The sequence below is a fragment of the Janthinobacterium sp. UMAB-60 genome (genome assembly GCF_900095235.1).
Classification (GTDB): Bacteria; Pseudomonadota; Gammaproteobacteria; order Burkholderiales; family Burkholderiaceae_D; genus Janthinobacterium.
In genome coordinates this window covers 244,731-261,114 of sequence record NZ_LT607482.1, presented here as the reverse complement: position 1 = coordinate 261,114, position 16,384 = coordinate 244,731, and the positions used below count along the sequence as shown (strand labels likewise).

Below are 16,384 nucleotides of genomic sequence, written 5' to 3'. Positions count from 1 at the left end.
ACAGATCAATACAAGCCTGGTTTTTCACAAAAACTATCCACCTTGCGGAAAATGAAACACAATACACACTTCAGATGTCCTGATGTTGCAAGCATAGGAAGTGCACCATGCGTATTTTACTTGCCGAAGATGACAGCGTGCTGGCCGATGGCCTGACCCGCTCGCTGCGCCAGTCCGGTTATGCAATCGACTACGTCAAGACCGGCCAGGAGGCCGATACGGCCCTGTCCACCCAGGAATTCGATCTGCTGATCCTCGACCTGGGCCTGCCGAAGATGTCCGGCCTGGAGGTGCTGCGCCGCCTGCGCGCGCGCGCCTCGCTGCTGCCGGTGTTGATCCTGACGGCCGCCGATTCCATCGAACAACGCGTGAATGGCCTCGACCTCGGTGCCGATGATTATATGGCCAAGCCGTTCGCCCTGTCGGAACTGGAGGCAAGAGTGCGCGCCCTGACGCGCCGCGGCGCCGGCGGCGGCGCCACCGTCATCAAGCACGGCCCCCTCAGCTACGACCAGGTGGGGCGCAGCGCCTACATCAACGACCAGATGCTCGACCTGTCGGCGCGCGAACTGGGCTTGCTGGAAATCCTGCTGGGCCGCACCGGCCGCCTCGTCTCGAAAGAGCAGCTGGTCGACCACCTGTGCGAATGGGGCGAAGAAGTGTCGAACAACGCCATCGAGGTGTATGTGCACCGCCTGCGCAAGAAGATCGAGGTGGGCGGCGTGCGCATCGCCACCGTGCGCGGCCTCGGCTATTGCCTGGAAAAATACTCGGAAGCGGCGCGCCTGAACGCCGAAGCGGGCGAGGCGGCAGTCCCGGCCAGCGGACCCGCCAGCAAGTGAAGGCGCGCGAAGCGCCAGCGGACGAGGTGGACGACGACGACTGGTTCGAGCCGCCCACCACCGAGCAGGATGACACCATCGAGCATTCGCTGTTTGGCGAAATCCTCGACTGGATGCTGGCGCCCTTGCTGCTGCTGTGGCCGATGAGCATCGCCATCACCTACCTGGTGGCCAAGGGCATCGCCAATCAACCGTTCGACCATGCGCTGGAAGACAGCGTGACGGTGCTGACGCAACAGGTCAAGCAAGCTGACGGCACGCTGCTGCGCCGCGTGCCGGACAAGAACAGCAGCGGCCGCGACTTTCTGCGCGGCGACGATGTCGACACCCTGTATTACCTGGTGGTGGGCGGGCGCGGCGAATACCTCGACGGCGACCGCGACTTGCCGCCGCCGCAAGAGCCCGACAAATACCGCAGCGGCATGGTGCTGTTTCGCAACGACACCATCCACGGCACGCCCGTGCGCGTGGCGTTTACCTATCTCGACATGCCGTCCGGCAGCGACGACGAACCGCGCCGCACGCTGGTGCAAGTGGCCGAGACGCTGGAAAAGCGCGCCCAGCTGGCCAATGAAATCATCAAGGGCGTGATCTTGCCGCAGTTCATCATCCTGCCCGTGATCCTGGCCCTGGTCTGGTTTGCCCTGGCGCGCGGCCTGTCGCCGCTGGCACAATTGCAGGAGCGCATACGCGCGCGACCGCCCGACGATTTGAGCCCCATCGAATCGGGCCAGGTGCCCGAGGAAATCACGCCACTGGTCGGTTCGCTCAACGAGATGCTGGCGCGGCTATCGCTGTCGATCGACATGCAGAAACGCTTCATCGCCGATGCGGCGCACCAGATGAAAACGCCGCTGGCCGGCATGCGCATGCAATCCGAGCTGGCCCTGCGCCAGACCGACCACGACGAGATTCACCGCTCGCTGCTGCAACTGGCGAAAAGTTCGGAAGCGGCCACGCGCCTGGTCAACCAGCTGCTGGCCCTGGCGCGCGCGGAAAACCAGCCGCAGGCGGGCACGGCGTTCGAGCCGATCGAGCTGAGCGAACTGGCGCGCGGCGTGGTGCAGGACTGGGTGCAAGCGTCGTTTGCCCAGCATATCGACCTGGGCTTCGAGCAGCCCGCGTATTCGATCATGATTTCCGGCAATGCCATGATGCTGCGTGAACTGCTGAGTAATCTGATCGACAATGCCCTGCGCTACACGCCGGCCGGCGGCAGCGTCACGGTGCGCGTGCGCAGCACCCTGGAACTGGCCATCCTGGAAGTGGAAGATACGGGCCCCGGCATACCGCAGGCCGAGCGGGCGCACGTGTTCGAACGTTTTTACCGCATTCTCGGCAGCAATGTCGATGGCAGCGGTCTGGGCCTGGCCATCGTGCGCGAGATTGCCCAGCAGCATGGCGCCGAAGTCGATATTTTTAACAATCCGCGCGCGCAGTCGCCGAAGCTGCCGGGCACCCTGCTGCGCCTGAGCATCGCCCTGTTGTTGCCGGACGCGCCAGAAGAGGATGACATCACGTATGGATAAGCCCAGCCTTCCCGCGGCGCCGCTGCGGCCGGCGCGCACGCCCGGCCCCGAGCTGCAGGCGCGCCTCGACGTGCACTGGCACAAGACGCGGCGCCTGACGGCCATCCTGCTGCTGATCTGGCTGCTGACGGGCTTCCTGACCGTGTTTTATGCCCGCGAACTGTTGCACCTGAACCTGTTCGGCTGGCCGCTGCCCTTCTATATGGCGGCCCAGGGCGCCTCGCTGGTGTATCTGGCCATCATCGCCTTCTATGCCTGGCGCATGCGACGCCTGGACCGGGATTTTCATGCCGAGGAGCAAACATGAGCGGCCAGCGCAGCTTCTTTGCGCGGCTGTGCCGCTACTACCTGCTATTTACCGCCGGTTTCGCCGCCTTCCTGCTGGCCCTGTCGGTGCTGGAACAGGAAGGCATGCCGCGCGCCTGGATCGGCTACCTGTTCATGCTGGTCACCATCACCCTGTACGCCACCATCGGCGTCATCAGCCGCACTTCGAACGTCACCGAATACTATGTGGCGGGGCGCAGGGTGCCGGCCATGTTCAACGGCATGGCCACGGCCGCCGACTGGATTTCGGCCGCCAGTTTCATCAGCCTGGCCGGCGGCCTGTACTTGAACGGCTTCGACGGCCTGGCCTTCATCATGGGCTGGACGGGTGGCTATTGCCTGGTGGCGCTATTGATCGCGCCCTACCTGCGCAAGTTCAGCCAGTACACGATTCCCGACTTCCTCGCCGCCCGCTACGCCAGCGGCACCGACAAACGGGGCGCCAGCGTGCGCGTGGTGGCCGTCGCCGCCACCATCATCGTCTCGTTTACGTATGTGGTGGCGCAGATCTACGCCGTCGGCCTGATCGCCTCGCGCTTCACGGGCGTGGATTTTTCCGTCGGCATCTTTCTGGGCCTGGCCAGCATCCTCGTCTGCTCCTTTCTGGGCGGCATGCGCGCCATCACCTGGACGCAGGTGGCGCAGTACATCATCATCCTCGTCGCCTTCCTGATTCCCGCCATGTGGCTGTCGGTCAAGCATGCGGACAATCCCGTGCCGCAGATCGCTTACGGCAAGGTGTTGCCGCAACTGAGCGCGCGCGAACACGTGCTGGAAACGGACCCGAAAGAAAACGAAGTGCGCGCCATCTTCCGCCAGCGCGCGCAAAGCTACCAGGCGCGCATCGCCGGCTTGCCCGGTTCCTGGGAGCAAGGCCGGCTGGCGGCCCAGCGCCAGCTCGATCATTTGCGCCAGCGCAATACCTCGCTGTTCGACATCCGCAACGCGGAGCGCTACCTGGTCGCCTATCCGAAAAGCCCGGACGAGGCACGCGTGCTGTGGCAGGCGGCGCAGGCGCAGAATCAGAAACGCGCCGAACCGATCATTCCGCACGCGCTGCCGTTTCCCGCCGCCGACCGCGAGCAGTCCGACATCAAGCGCAACAATTTCCTGGCCCTCGTGTTTTGCATGATGCTGGGCACGGCCGCCCTGCCGCATATCCTCATGCGATCCTACACCACGCCCTCCGTGCACGAAACGCGCGTCTCCGTGTTCTGGGCCCTGTTTTTCATCTTGTTGATCTATCTCACGATTCCCGCGCTGGCCGTGCTGGTCAAGTACGATATTTACTCGGCACTGGTCGGTACGCAATACACGAACCTGCCCACCTGGGTGTCGTACTGGGCCAATGTGGACAAGCTCAGTCCCCTGATCAGCATCGTCGACGTCAACCGCGACGGCATCGTGCAACTGGCGGAAATTTCCATCGACGCCGACGTGCTGGTGCTGGCCACGCCCGAGATCGCCGGCCTGCCCTACGTGATTTCCGGCCTGGTGGCGGCCGGCGGCCTGGCCGCCGCCCTGTCGACGGCGGACGGCTTGTTGCTGGCGATTTCAAATGCCCTGTCGCACGACATCTATTACAAGGTGGTCGATCCCAGCGCCTCGACGCAAAAGCGCGTGACGATTTCCAAATTGCTGCTGCTGGCCGTGGCCTTCATCGCCGCCTATGCGGCCTCGCAAAAGCCGGCCGATATCCTGTCGCTGGTGGGCGTGGCGTTCTCCCTGGCCGCCTCGACCCTGTTCCCGCCGCTGGTGCTGGGCGTCTTCTGGCAACGCGCCAATTACCAGGGGGCGCTGGCCGGCATGTTCACGGGCTTTGGCGTCTGTCTCTACTACATGCTGCACACGAGCACCATGCTGGGTGGCAATGCCAGCGGACAATGGTTCCATATCGCCCCCATTTCCGCCGGCATCTTCGGCGTGCCGGCCGGCCTGGCCGCCGCCATCCTCGTCAGCTGGCTGACACCGGCGCCGGGACGGCGCAGCAGGGGACTGGTGGAGCATATCCGGGCGCCGGAATGACAACGCGGCAAGGACTGGGCAAGGTGGAAGAATTCCTCGACAGAAATATCGGAAAAGACAGCGCCCCGGCAAAAAAGGAGTAGGCTGGAGGGCCGCTCCATTTACGAGGAAATCCCATGCCGTCTGGAAAAATTCTTGTTGCCCAGGGAGGCGGCCCCACCGCCGTCATCAACCAGTCGCTGGTGGGCGTGGTGCTCGAATCGCGGCGTTTTCAGCATGTCACGCGCGTGTATGGCGCGCTGCACGGCGTGCGCGGCATCGTCAATGAAGAATTCGTCGATCTGACGCAGGAAACCAGCCACAACCTGGAACTGGTGGCCGCCACGCCCTCGTCCGCCCTCGGCTCCACGCGCGACAAGCCCGATATTGCCTACTGCCAGCAAATCTTCGAAGTCTTGCGCGCGCACGAGATCGAACATTTCTTTTATATCGGCGGCAACGACTCGTCCGACACCGTGCGCATCGTCAGCGAGGAAGCGCACAAGGCCGGCTATCCATTGCGCTGCATCCACATCCCGAAAACCATCGACAACGACCTGGTCGGCAGCGACCACACGCCCGGCTTTCCCTCGGCCGCGCGCTTCGTCGCGCAGGCATTCGCCGGCGCCAACCTCGACAACGCGGCCTTGCCCGGCGTCTACGTGGGTGTGGTGATGGGCCGCCATGCGGGCTTTTTGACGGCCGCCTCGGCGCTGGGCAAGAAGTTCCCCGACGATGGCCCACACCTGATCTACCTGCCCGAGCGCGTCTTCGTGCTGGAGAAATTCCTGGCCGACGTGAAAGCCACGTATGAAAAATACGGCCGCTGCGTGATCGCCGTCTCGGAAGGCATCCACGACGCCTCGGGCGAACCGATCGCCAGCCTGCTGGCGAAACAGGTGGGCAATGAAGTGGAACGCGATGCGCACGGCAATGTGCAATTGTCGGGCACGGGTGCGCTGGCCGACCTGCTGTGCGACGAAATCAAGGCCAAACTGGGCATCAAGCGCGTGCGCGGCGATACCTTCGGCTATCTGCAGCGCTCCTTCATCGGCTGCGTCTCTGATGTAGATCAACGCGAAGCGCGCGAAGTGGGCGAAAAAGCCGTGCAGTTCGCCATGTGGGGCGACCGCGACGGTTCCGTCGCCATCAAGCGCACGGGCTTTTATTCCGTCGATTACGAACTGCTGCCCCTGACCGACGTGGCGGGCAAGACGCGCACCATGGAAGACGAATTCATCAGCGCCAGCGGCACGGACGTGACCGATGCTTTCAGGCTGTATCTGCGCCCGCTGCTGGGCTCGGGCATGCCCGATGCGTTCCGCCTGCGGGCCGCCAAGGTGGCGAAAGTACTCAAGCCTTAACTTTTCTTACAGTAGACTAAAGAGTAACAGGCGGCGCATTATTCCGCCGGTTCTCTAACTTAATTCCTTAATTTTACTTAATAAGTAAATAATCTTTCAAGATGCTTGGGTAAAGCAGAAGAGCAAAAAAAAGCGGCGATGCATTCGCATTCGCCGCTTTCGAAAACCATTGTTATGTCTTAGATCACGATCGTCTGGTGCTCATCACCCACGCGGGCGCGGATGGTGCCGATGCGCGAGACGCTTTCGCCGGCCGCTTGCAATTGCGCGATGGCGGCGTCCGCGTTTTCCTGCGAGACGATGACGGTCATGCCGATGCCGCAGTTGAAGACGCGGTGCATTTCGGCGTCAGCCACGCCGCCATGCTGTTGCAGCCACGTGAACAGCGGCGGCATGGTCCATGCCTTCGAGTCGAGCTCGGCCACCAGGCCAGGCTGCAGCACGCGCGGGATGTTTTCCACCAGGCCGCCACCGGTGATGTGCACCATGCCCTTGACTTCCATGGCGTCCATCAGCGCCAGCAGCGGCTTGACGTAGATGCGCGTCGGCTGCATCAGCACGTCGGCCAGTTTACGGCCGTGGAAGTCGCCTTCCAGGTCCGGTTTCGCCACTTCGATGATCTTGCGCACCAGCGAGTAACCGTTCGAGTGCACGCCCGACGAGGCCAGGCCCAGCACCACGTCGCCCGGGGCGATCTTGGTGCCGTCGATGATTTTCGATTTTTCCACGGCGCCGACGGCAAAACCTGCCAGGTCGTATTCGCCGGCCGGGTACATGCTCGGCATTTCCGCCGTTTCGCCGCCGATCAGCGCGCAACCCGCTTGTTCGCAACCCTGGGCGATGCCCTTGATGACGTCGGTGGCAATCGCCACGTCCAGCTTGCCGCAGGCGAAATAGTCGAGGAAGAACAGCGGCTCGGCGCCCTGCACCAGGATGTCGTTGACGCTCATGGCGACCAGGTCGATACCGACCGTGTCATGGCGGTTCAGTTCGAACGCCAGGCGCAATTTCGTGCCGACGCCGTCGGTGCCCGAGACCAGCACCGGTTCCTTGTACTTCTTGCTGATTTCAAACATGGCGCCAAAACCGCCCAGGCCGCCCATCACGCCTTCGCGCAGGGTGCGCTTGGCAAACGGCTTGATTGCTTCGACTAAAGCGTCGCCTGCGTCGATATCGACGCCAGCGTCACGGTAGGAAAGGGAAACATTAGAAGTCTGGTTCATGGTGTGGTGGCAGCGAAGGCGGTAAAATAGAAGGCGGATACCCGCCGGCACGCGCGCGCAAGCATGTTTTTCAACATCGTGCGGCAGGCTGCCAGCGGGTGAATTCGGTCGATCAAGACGCTATTTTATCAAACTGCCTCGCCATTTCGTAATTAACTGCCTTTTTTTAACGCAACAGCACAAACTACATGCCATTCGCCATCACCGCCGAGCAGAAGCAAACAGCATTTTGGATCGCGGTCTGGCTGGCATTCTTGCTGCTGCTCGTCAGCCTGGGCCCCATCCTGACGCCCTTCCTGGCCGCCGCCATCCTCGCCTACGTGCTCAATCCCGGCGTGGACCGCTTGCAACGCCTGCATTACAAGCGTTTTTACGTGCCCCGTCCGCTGGCCGTGCTGGTCGTCGTGGTGTTGTTTTTCCTCGCCATCACGGCGCTGGTGCTGATCGTCGTGCCCGTGTTGCAGAAGGAAATCCCATTGCTGCAGGCGCAGATCCCGCAGTTCCTGAACAAGGCGAATGATTTCCTGGCGCCGAAACTGCGCGACCTGGGCATCCGCGTGCGCCTCGATGGCACGGGCATCAAGCGCATGCTGGGCCAGCAGATGGCCACCAGCGGCGATGAAATCTGGAGCACGGTACTCGCCTCGGCCCGCATCGGCGGCACGGCCGTGCTGGGCTGGCTGGCCACCGTGGTGCTGATTCCCGTGGTGCTGTTCTACCTGCTGCTGGACTGGCATCCGATGCTGGCGCGCATCGCCGGCGCCGTGCCGCGCCGCTGGGTCGGGCGCACGGTGGGCATGGCGCAGGAAGTCGATACCCTGCTGGCGCAATACCTGCGCGGCCAGTTGCTCGTCATGCTGGTGCTGGCCACGTATTACTCGGTGGCGCTGGCCATCGCCGGTTTTGAAGTCGCATTGCCTGTGGGCATCATCACGGGCTTGCTGGTGTTCATCCCCTACCTGGGCTTCGGCCTGGGGTTGATGCTGGCGCTGATCGCCGCCCTGCTGCAATTTGCCGACTGGAGCGGCGTGATCGCCGTCGCCATCATCTATGGTTGCGGCCAGGTCATCGAAGGCTTTTTCCTCACGCCGCGCCTGGTGGGCGAGCGTATCGGCCTCAATCCGCTGGCCGTGATCTTCGCCTTATTGGCCTTCGGACAACTGTTCGGTTTCGTCGGCGTTCTGCTCGCTTTACCCGCTTCTGCCGTCCTGATGGTCGCTTTTAAGCATCTAAGACGCCACTACCTGTCCAGCACCTTCTATAATGCGTGACAAGGTGACTGACATAAGCTACTGCGCGTCGCACTTTGCGGCCGGCGATGCTCACCGTACTCAAGTACGGTTGCGCTTCTCGGCCACAAATCGCTGCCGCTCGCTACGCTTCTGTCAGGCACTCGATACCACTACAATGTTAAATTAATAAAAATCCAATAACAGCGACGACGACGCACAAGCAGTAATGAAAAACAGGACAAGGCGTACGCCATGAAACAACTGGTGCTCGATTTAGGCACAGACCAGGCGCACAGCCTCGATACCTTCGAGGTGGGACAGAATGCCGAAGTGGCGCAGCTGATGCGCCAGTTCGCCGCGCGCACCTCGCGCGAACATTTTGCCTACCTGTGGGGCGAACTGGCCGCCGGCAAGAGCCATCTGCTCAAGGCCCTGGCCAGCACCGAGCGCGCGCGCTATATTTCGCCGTTCTCGATCGAATCCGAATTCGTGTATTCGCCCGACGTCGACCTGTACCTGCTCGACGACTGCGAAAAGCTCTCGCCGCTGGCGCAGATCGATGCCTTTGCCCTGTTCAATGAAATCCGCGCCAACAAGGCCTACATGGTGTGCAGCGGCGCCGTGCCGCCGGCCGTGCTGCCCGTGCGCGAAGACTTGCGCACGCGCATGGGCTGGGGTCTGATCTATCAAATCCACGGCTTGACCGACGATGAAAAAATCGCCGCCCTGACCCAGGCGGCCACCACCCGCGGCTTGACCTTGTCGCCGGGCGTGTTACCCTATCTGCTGTCCCATTTCCGGCGCGACATGCGTTCGCTGTCGACGATGCTGGACTCTCTCGACCTCTACTCCCTTGAAACCCAACGCCCGATCACCTTGCCATTGTTGCGCGAGTTGCTGCAGGCGGAAGCGAAAGAATGATGAATCTGGCCCTGTTTGACCTCGACCACACCCTGCTGCCCATCGACTCGGATCACGAGTGGGGCGAATTCCTGGTACGCATCGGTGCCGTGGACGCCGCCGAATTCACCCGCCGCAACGACGAATTTTTCGCGCAATACCAGGCCGGCACCCTGGACCCGGTGGAATACCTGGAATTTTCGCTGGGCACGCTGGCGCAATTCCCGCGCGAACGCCTGGAAGCGCTGCACCGCCAATTCATGGCCGAAGTGGTCATGCCGGCCATCCGCCCCGAAGTCGTGGCCCTGCTCAAGCAGCACCAGGACGCGGGCGACCTGCTGGCCATCGTCACGGCCACCAACCATTTCATCACCAAACCCATCGCCGATGCGCTGGGCGTCGAGCACCTGCTGGCCGCCATGCCCGAATATGACGACGCAGGCAATGTCACGGGCAAGCTGCTCGGCACGCCGACCCTGGGCGCGGGCAAGCTGACCCACACCCACGCCTGGCTGGAAAAGATGGGCAAGGAGCTGGGGCAGTTCGAGCGCAGCTATTTTTACAGCGATTCACACAACGACATTCCCTTGCTATCGGTCGTGACCCACCCTGTCGCGACCAATCCCAACACCGCTTTGAGCGCACACGCATCCCTCCACGGCTGGCCATCACTCCACTTATTCAATGATTAAAAAATTCATCCGCAAGATCCTCGGCGTTAAAAAAGAGGCAGCGCGCGACACCACGGCACCCATCGTGCTCGGTCCCGCGCAACACGGAATCGACCCGAAACTGGTGTCGTCGAATGCCATCCGCGTCACCAGCAGCCTGCAGGAAGCCGGTTTTGAGGCCTTTGTCGTCGGCGGCGCCGTGCGCGACCTGCTGCTGGGCGTCAAACCCAAGGACTTCGACATCGCCACCAACGCCACGCCGGAACAGGTCAAGCGATTGTTCCGCCGCGCCTTCATCATCGGCAAGCGCTTCCAGATCGTGCACGTGATGTTCGGCCAGGATTTGCTGGAAGTGACGACCTTCCGTGGCGCCGGCGCCGACTCCGCGCCCAAGGATGAACATGGCCGCGTCCTGCGCGACAATACCTTCGGCTTGCAGCACGAAGATGCGCTGCGCCGCGACTTCACCATCAACGCCATGTATTACAACCCGGCCACGCAGGAAGTGCTCGATTACCACGGCGGCGTGGAAGACATCCGCGCCAAGACCTTGCGCATGATCGGCAAGCCCGAAGAGCGCTACCGCGAAGACCCGGTGCGCATGCTGCGCGTGGTGCGCTTCGCCGCCAAGCTGAAATTCACCATCGAGCCGCATACGGCCGCGCCGATTCCCATCATGGCGCCGCTGATCAACAATGTGCCGGCGCCGCGCGTGTTCGACGAGATGCTGAAACTCCTGATGAGCGGCCACGCGCTGGCCTGCCTGCAGCAGTTGCGCAAGGAAGGCTTGCATCATGGCTTGCTGCCGCTGCTCGACGTGGTGCTGGAGCAGCCGCTGGGCGCGAAATTCGTCACCCTGGCGCTGGACGCTACCGACCGGCGCATCGCCGCCGGCAAGACCGTCTCGCCAGGCTTCCTGTTTGCCTCGCTGCTGTGGCACCAGGTGCTGGAAAAATGGACGGCCTACCGCGCCGCCGGCGAGTCGACCATTCCCGCGCTGCACCTGGCGGCCGACGACGTGCTCGATTCGCAGACGGAAAAACTGGCCCTGCAGCGCAAGATCGGCTCCGACATGCGCGACATCTGGTCGATGCAGCCCCGTTTCGAGCGCAGAGTCGGCAAGGCGCCGCACAAATTGCTGGAGCACCTGCGCTTCCGCGCCGGCTACGACTTCCTGCTGCTGCGCTGCGCCTCGGGCGAGATCGACATGGAGATCGGCGAATGGTGGACCGCGTTCTATGAAGGCGACGAGGAAACGCGCGAAGCGCTGCTCGTCAGCGCGAATGCCGCGCCGGGTGCCGTCAAGAAGAAGCGCCCGCCACGCCGCAGTACGCGCAGCAAGACGGGTACAGGCGGCTCGACCACCGGCGGCGGCAGCGACGAATAATGGTCGTCATTGCTTACATCGGCATCGGCGCCAACCTGGGCGACGCGCGCGCGAATGTACAGGATGCGATTGCGCGCCTGGCGCGCCTGCCCGGCGCCAGCTTGCTGGACGCCTCGTCCAGCTACCGCACGGCGCCCATCGCTTCGAGCGGTGACGACTACATCAACGCCGTGGCGCGCATCACGACCACCCTGCCGGCAGAGGAACTGCTGCTGGCGCTGCACGCCATCGAGGCGGCGCACGGGCGCGAACGGCCTTACCGCAACGCCCCGCGCACCCTGGACCTGGACTTGCTGCTGTACGGCGAGGAACGGATCGCCAGCGCCAGCCTGACGGTGCCCCATCCGCGCATCACCGAACGCGCCTTCGTGCTGGTGCCGCTGCTCGAACTGGCGCCCGCCGTCGTCGTGCCCGGCCTCGGACCGGCGCAAGCCTACCTGGCAAGCGTCGCTGACCAGGCTATCAGCCAGCTGTGAGCGCCACGCGGCATTGCTCTACAATGCCGCCCCTGCACGCCGCCATATAAAGTACTACACTAGCGGCGTCGCAATAGCATCACCCCCCTTTCACTCTAGAGAATACCTATGTCCGCTTATTTGCAAGGAACAGATCTGGCCGCAAAAGACAAGGCCGCCACACCGGCGCCGGCGCCATCCAAGCCTGTCGCCAACAAGGCCGTGACCATCCATACCCTGGCCACGCTGCGCGCCGCCGGTGAAAAGATCACCATGCTGACCTGCTATGACGCCAGCTTCGCGTCGCTGATGGACCGCTGCGGCGTGGAGATCCTGCTGATCGGCGATTCGCTCGGCATGGTCTGCAACGGCCTCAACTCCACCCTGCCCGTCACCGTGGCCGAACTGGCTTACCACACGGCTTCCGTGGCGCGCGGCAGCAAGTCGGCCATGATCCTGTCCGACCTGCCGTTCGGCGCGTACGGCACGCCTGAAACGGCTTACGCCAACGCCGTCATCCTGATGCAGGCTGGCGCGCACATGATCAAGATCGAAGGCGGCGCCTGGCTGGCCGAGACCGTCCGTTTCCTCACCGAGCGCGGCATCCCCATCTGCGCCCACATCGGCCTGACGCCGCAATTCGTGCATCAGCTGGGCGGCTATAAAGTACAGGGCAAGAGCACGGAAAGGGCCGCCGAACTGAAAAACGACGCGCTGGCGCTGCAAAACGCGGGCGCCGCCATCGTGCTGATGGAAGCCGTGCCATCGCAGCTGGGCAAGGAAGTGACCGACATGCTGACAATCCCCACCATCGGCATCGGCGCAGGTCCCGACTGCTCGGGTCAGGTTCTCGTCATGCACGACATGCTGGGCGTCTTCCCAGGCCGCAAGGCGCGCTTCGTGCGCAACTTCATGGAAGGCGCGGCCAGCATCGACGACGCCGTCACCGGCTACGTCAAGGCCGTCAAGGATGGCAGCTTCCCGGCGCTGGAACACTGCTTCTGATGTAGTGTGTTTTACGTCCAAGTCGGCTTACGCGCTGCGCGCTAAGCCGACCTACGAAACCATCCACGCTATAGGTCGGGTAGGTCGGATTAGGCGGGGCCGCCGAGGCCGCAGGCCGTAATCCGACAACACCACAGGCGCAACTCCCTACCCCACCTGTATCCACGTCGTCTTCAGCTCCGTGTATTTATCGAGCGCGTGCAATGACTTGTCGCGCCCGTTGCCCGACTGTTTGTAGCCGCCGAACGGCACGGTGATGTCGTCGCCGTCGTACTGGTTGACGTGCACGGTGCCCGCGCGCAGGGCACGCGCCGTCTGGATGGCCTTGGTGATGTCGGAGGTCCATACGGCCGCCTGCAAGCCGTACGGCGTGGCGTTGGCCTGTTCGATGGCTTCGGCGATATCGGTAAAGCCCAGCACGGACAGCACGGGGCCGAAGATCTCTTCGCGCGCGATCGTCATGCCGGCGTCCACGCCGAAGATGGTCGGCTGCACGTAATAGCCGCCCGTATCAAGGCGCACGGCCTCGCCGCCACCGAGCAGCTGTGCGCCTTCGTTCTTGCCGGCCGCGATATAGCCCATCACCGTGTTCATCTGCGTGGCGTCGACAATCGCGCCCATGACGGTGGCTTCATCGAGCGGGTCGCCGGGCTGGAAGCGGGGCAGCATGGCCAGCGCCTTGGCGACAAATTCTTCCTTGATCGACTCTTCCACGAACAGCCGCGAGGGCGCGTTGCAGCTTTCGCCCTGGTTGAAAAAGATGGAGCCGACGGCGGCCGCCACGGCCTTGTCCAGGTCCGGGCAATCGGCGCAAACGATGTTGGCGGACTTGCCGCCCAATTCCGTCCACGCCCGTTTCAGGTTCGACTGACCCGCCATCTGCACGATCAATTTCCCTGTGCGCGTGGAGCCCGTAAAGCCGATGCAATCGACATCCATGTGCAGCGCCAGCGCGGCGCCGGCCTCATTGCCGTAGCCTGGCAACACGTTGAAGACGCCCGCCGGCACGCCCGCCTCCAGCGCGATGTCGGCCAGGCGCAGCGCCGTCAACGGCGATTTTTCCGACGGTTTCAATATCACGCTGTTGCCGGCCGCGAGGGCGGGCGCGATCTTCCAGGCGGCCATGATCATCGGGTAATTCCACGGCACGATGGCGGCGACGACGCCGACCGGTTCGCGCGTGATCAGGGCCAGGCTGTTGGCCGGGGTCGGGGCGATTTCATCGTAGACCTTGTCGATCGCCTCGCCATACCAGCGCAGGCAATTGGCCGTGGCGCCCACGTCCACGCTCTGGCTGTACTTGATCGGTTTACCCATGTCCAGGGTTTCCAGCAGGGCCAGCTCGGGACCGTATTTCTGCACCAGGTCGGCGAACTTGATCAATATCCGCTTGCGCTGCGCGGGCGACTTGCCTGCCCAGCGGCGGTCGTCAAAGGCGGCGCGCGCGGCCTGCACGGCCGCGTCCACGTCGGCGGTGTCGCAGCGCGCCACCTGCCCCAGCAAACGCCCATCGATGGGCGACAGATTGTCGAAGGTCTGGCCGGACCTGGCCGCGACCCGCTCGCCGTTGATGAAGGCGCGTCCATCGATCTTGATCTCTGCGGCCCGTGCGTGCCAGCTGGTGTTTTCCGTCATGGTCGTCTCCTGTGTCAGTGTAAGAGCAGCTTACTCCTGGTCTGCCGAATACGCCGCGGACATCTGCTTGCGGCGCTGCCGTTCGGCGCGCGCCAGCAGCACGGCATACGCGATCACGGCGAGCGTCACGACAAGAATCGTCAGTGCGGCGATGGCATTGACGCGCGGGTCGAGCCCCAGGCGCGCGCGCGAGAAGATCACCAGCGGCATGGTCGTCGAACCGGGACCGGAAAGGAAGGCCGACAGCACCACGTCGTCCAGCGACAGGGTAAATGTCAGCAGCCAGGCCGAGGCCAATGCCTGCGTGATGTTCGGTAGCGTCACGAGGAAGAACACCTGGTGCGCGCGGCAGCCCAGGTCCATGGCCGCTTCCGCCAGCGATTTGCTCATTTCCTGCAGGCGCGACTGCACCACCACGGCCGCATACGCCATGCCCAGCAAGGTATGCCCCAGCCAGATGGTCAGCACGCCCCGCTCGGGGAAACCGAAGACCTTTTGCATGGACACCAGCATCAGCAGCAGCGACAGGCCGATGATCACTTCCGGCATCACCAACGGCGCGCTGACCATGGATGAAAACAAGGTACGGCCACGGAAGCGCTGGTAATTGGTCAGCGCGAAGGCGGCGAACGTGCCCAGGATGACGGACGAGGTGGCCGACATGAAGGCGATTTTTAATGACAGGCCGAAGCCCGACATGATTTCCGTATCGCTCATCAACTCGCTGTACCAGCGCAGCGAAAAGCCGCTCCACACCATGTCCTGGCGCGAGCTGTTGAACGAGAAGACGATCAGCACGATGATGGGCAGGTAGAGGAACAGATAACCGAGCGAGAGCCAGCCGCGCCCGAACCAGCGCTGCAGGAAAGTACGTCCGTTCATGTGCGCTCCTCCGCGTCCTGGTCCGTCTTGTACTTGTTAAAAATGGCCATCGGCACGAGGATCAGCAAGACCACCAGCACCGTCACGGACGAAGCCATGGCCCAGTCGTTATTGGTGAAATATTCATCCCACAGCACGCGGCCGATCATCAGGGTTTCCGGGCCGCCCAGCAACTCGGGAATCACGTATTCGCCCACGGACGGAATGAACACCAGCATGGCGCCGGCGATGATGCCCGATTTCGACAGGGGCACGGTGATGCGCCAGAACGCCTGCAAAGGCGTGGCGCCCAGGTCGGCCGCCGCTTCCAGGTAGCGCATGTCCATTTTGACCAGGTTCGCATACAGGGGCAAAATCATGAACGGCAAATAGGCATACACCATGCCGACCACCAGCGAGAATGAGGTGTTCATCATGTGCAGCGGTTCCTGCACCACGCCCAGCGCGAGCAGCAGGTCGTTGAGCAAGCCGTGGTTGGCCAGGATGCCCTTCCACGCATACACGCGCAGCAGGAACGAGGTCCAGAACGGCAGCATCACCAGCAGCATCAGCACGGGCCGGATCGATGGCCTGGCGCGCGCCATGAAATAGGCGAACGGGTAGCCGATGAACAGACAGATGGCCGTGGTGATGGCCGCGTACTTGATGGAACTGAGGTAGGTGAGCAGATACAGCTCATCGGCGGCGATGAACAGGTAGTTGGCGATTTTCACCTTCAGCACGACGATGCCGTCGACGTACGACAGCAAGCCGCCGAACGGGCTGCCCGCCGTGTCCATGTCGGACAGGCTGATGCGCAGCACGATCAGGAAGGGTACCAGAAAGGCGGCCGCCAGGAACAGCGACGGCACGGCGATGACGGCGTTGCGGCCAGTGACCCAACGCAGGGTGACCATGCTGCGCAGCGATTGCAGGAGGGAAGTCATGG

Annotated in this window: 15 protein-coding genes; 11 read left to right on the top strand and 4 right to left on the bottom strand. The window is 63.0% G+C overall.

Annotation, left to right across the window (positions count from 1 at the left end):
- Positions 1 to 107 precede the first annotated feature (107 nt).
- The 5 genes from K0F86_RS01160 to K0F86_RS01140 all read left to right on the top strand — a co-directional run bounded on the left by K0F86_RS01160 (position 108) and on the right by K0F86_RS01140 (position 6,066).
- Positions 108 to 842, top strand: a complete 735-nt coding sequence (locus K0F86_RS01160) for a response regulator transcription factor (RefSeq protein ID WP_219132565.1) — start codon at positions 108 to 110, stop codon at positions 840 to 842.
- The gene (locus K0F86_RS01155; RefSeq protein WP_257571930.1) at positions 839 to 2,371 is read left to right on the top strand and encodes a sensor histidine kinase; all 1,533 of its coding nucleotides are present in this window, start codon (positions 839 to 841) and stop codon (positions 2,369 to 2,371) included. Before K0F86_RS01160 ends, K0F86_RS01155 begins: the two co-directional genes overlap by 4 nt.
- Entirely contained in the window at positions 2,364 to 2,678 is a 315-nt protein-coding gene (locus tag K0F86_RS01150) for a DUF4212 domain-containing protein (protein WP_219132564.1), read from the top strand. Before K0F86_RS01155 ends, K0F86_RS01150 begins: the two co-directional genes overlap by 8 nt.
- Positions 2,675 to 4,723 carry a sodium:solute symporter family protein gene (locus K0F86_RS01145; RefSeq protein ID WP_219132563.1) on the top strand — a complete coding sequence of 683 codons (2,049 nt, stop codon included), beginning with the start codon at positions 2,675 to 2,677 and terminating at the stop codon, positions 4,721 to 4,723. Before K0F86_RS01150 ends, K0F86_RS01145 begins: the two co-directional genes overlap by 4 nt.
- 116 nt (positions 4,724 to 4,839) lie before the next feature.
- Positions 4,840 to 6,066, top strand: a complete 1,227-nt coding sequence (locus K0F86_RS01140; RefSeq protein ID WP_219132562.1) for a 6-phosphofructokinase — start codon at positions 4,840 to 4,842, stop codon at positions 6,064 to 6,066.
- Positions 6,067 to 6,245: 179 nt separating this feature from the next.
- On the opposite strand, the gene purM is transcribed toward K0F86_RS01140, so the two are convergent.
- Positions 6,246 to 7,289: a phosphoribosylformylglycinamidine cyclo-ligase gene (gene purM / locus K0F86_RS01135; protein ID WP_096238012.1), complete on the bottom strand. Its 1,044-nt coding sequence runs from the start codon at positions 7,287 to 7,289 to the stop codon at positions 6,246 to 6,248.
- Positions 7,290 to 7,477: 188 nt separating this feature from the next.
- Here purM and K0F86_RS01130 point away from each other — a divergent pair, with 188 nt between their 5' ends.
- The 6 genes from K0F86_RS01130 to panB all read left to right on the top strand — a co-directional run bounded on the left by K0F86_RS01130 (position 7,478) and on the right by panB (position 12,939).
- Entirely contained in the window at positions 7,478 to 8,560 is a 1,083-nt protein-coding gene (locus K0F86_RS01130) for an AI-2E family transporter (RefSeq protein WP_219132561.1), read from the top strand.
- Between the two features lie 213 nt (positions 8,561 to 8,773).
- Positions 8,774 to 9,442: a DnaA regulatory inactivator Hda gene (gene hda, locus K0F86_RS01125; protein ID WP_034788687.1), complete on the top strand. Its 669-nt coding sequence runs from the start codon at positions 8,774 to 8,776 to the stop codon at positions 9,440 to 9,442.
- Complete coding sequence (locus K0F86_RS01120; protein ID WP_219132926.1) at positions 9,442 to 10,113, top strand: HAD family phosphatase; 672 nt, start codon at positions 9,442 to 9,444, stop codon at positions 10,111 to 10,113. The genes hda and K0F86_RS01120 overlap by 1 nt, the downstream gene beginning before the upstream one ends.
- Positions 10,106 to 11,479 carry a polynucleotide adenylyltransferase PcnB gene (gene pcnB / locus K0F86_RS01115; protein WP_219132560.1) on the top strand — a complete coding sequence of 458 codons (1,374 nt, stop codon included), beginning with the start codon at positions 10,106 to 10,108 and terminating at the stop codon, positions 11,477 to 11,479. Before K0F86_RS01120 ends, pcnB begins: the two co-directional genes overlap by 8 nt.
- Positions 11,479 to 11,955 (top strand): 2-amino-4-hydroxy-6-hydroxymethyldihydropteridine diphosphokinase, encoded by a 477-nt coding sequence (folK, locus tag K0F86_RS01110; RefSeq protein WP_219132559.1) that lies wholly within the window; start codon positions 11,479 to 11,481, stop codon positions 11,953 to 11,955. Before pcnB ends, folK begins: the two co-directional genes overlap by 1 nt.
- 108 nt (positions 11,956 to 12,063) lie before the next feature.
- Complete coding sequence (gene panB / locus K0F86_RS01105; RefSeq protein WP_219132558.1) at positions 12,064 to 12,939, top strand: 3-methyl-2-oxobutanoate hydroxymethyltransferase; 876 nt, start codon at positions 12,064 to 12,066, stop codon at positions 12,937 to 12,939.
- A 147-nt stretch (positions 12,940 to 13,086) separates the two neighbouring features.
- Here panB and K0F86_RS01100 read toward each other — a convergent pair whose 3' ends face one another.
- From K0F86_RS01100 to K0F86_RS01090, 3 genes are read right to left on the bottom strand one after another with little or no spacing between them, the layout of a single operon-like run.
- Entirely contained in the window at positions 13,087 to 14,574 is a 1,488-nt protein-coding gene (locus tag K0F86_RS01100) for an aldehyde dehydrogenase (protein ID WP_219132557.1), read from the bottom strand.
- 30 nt (positions 14,575 to 14,604) lie between these two features.
- Positions 14,605 to 15,456 (bottom strand): ABC transporter permease, encoded by an 852-nt coding sequence (locus K0F86_RS01095; protein ID WP_219132556.1) that lies wholly within the window; start codon positions 15,454 to 15,456, stop codon positions 14,605 to 14,607.
- Positions 15,453 to 16,382 (bottom strand): ABC transporter permease subunit, encoded by a 930-nt coding sequence (locus K0F86_RS01090; protein WP_219132555.1) that lies wholly within the window; start codon positions 16,380 to 16,382, stop codon positions 15,453 to 15,455. Before K0F86_RS01090 ends, K0F86_RS01095 begins: the two co-directional genes overlap by 4 nt.
- Between the last annotated feature and the right edge of the window lie 2 nt (positions 16,383 to 16,384).

What these genes read in the sequence shown, in the direction of transcription:
- K0F86_RS01140 (WP_219132562.1), top strand. Translation starts at nt 4,840, where the DNA reads ATGCCGTCTGGAAAAATTCTTGTTGCCCAGGGAGGCGGCCCCACCGCC.
- K0F86_RS01150 (WP_219132564.1), top strand. Translation starts at nt 2,364, where the DNA reads ATGGATAAGCCCAGCCTTCCCGCGGCGCCGCTGCGGCCGGCGCGCACG.
- K0F86_RS01095 (WP_219132556.1), bottom strand. Translation starts at nt 15,456, where the DNA reads ATGAACGGACGTACTTTCCTGCAGCGCTGGTTCGGGCGCGGCTGGCTC.
- K0F86_RS01120 (WP_219132926.1), top strand. Translation starts at nt 9,442, where the DNA reads ATGAATCTGGCCCTGTTTGACCTCGACCACACCCTGCTGCCCATCGAC.
- K0F86_RS01160 (WP_219132565.1), top strand. Translation starts at nt 108, where the DNA reads ATGCGTATTTTACTTGCCGAAGATGACAGCGTGCTGGCCGATGGCCTG.
- K0F86_RS01100 (WP_219132557.1), bottom strand. Translation starts at nt 14,574, where the DNA reads ATGACGGAAAACACCAGCTGGCACGCACGGGCCGCAGAGATCAAGATC.
- folK (WP_219132559.1), top strand. Translation starts at nt 11,479, where the DNA reads ATGGTCGTCATTGCTTACATCGGCATCGGCGCCAACCTGGGCGACGCG.
- K0F86_RS01145 (WP_219132563.1), top strand. Translation starts at nt 2,675, where the DNA reads ATGAGCGGCCAGCGCAGCTTCTTTGCGCGGCTGTGCCGCTACTACCTG.
- panB (WP_219132558.1), top strand. Translation starts at nt 12,064, where the DNA reads ATGTCCGCTTATTTGCAAGGAACAGATCTGGCCGCAAAAGACAAGGCC.
- pcnB (WP_219132560.1), top strand. Translation starts at nt 10,106, where the DNA reads ATGATTAAAAAATTCATCCGCAAGATCCTCGGCGTTAAAAAAGAGGCA.
- hda (WP_034788687.1), top strand. Translation starts at nt 8,774, where the DNA reads ATGAAACAACTGGTGCTCGATTTAGGCACAGACCAGGCGCACAGCCTC.
- purM (WP_096238012.1), bottom strand. Translation starts at nt 7,289, where the DNA reads ATGAACCAGACTTCTAATGTTTCCCTTTCCTACCGTGACGCTGGCGTC.
- K0F86_RS01130 (WP_219132561.1), top strand. Translation starts at nt 7,478, where the DNA reads ATGCCATTCGCCATCACCGCCGAGCAGAAGCAAACAGCATTTTGGATC.
- K0F86_RS01090 (WP_219132555.1), bottom strand. Translation starts at nt 16,382, where the DNA reads ATGACTTCCCTCCTGCAATCGCTGCGCAGCATGGTCACCCTGCGTTGG.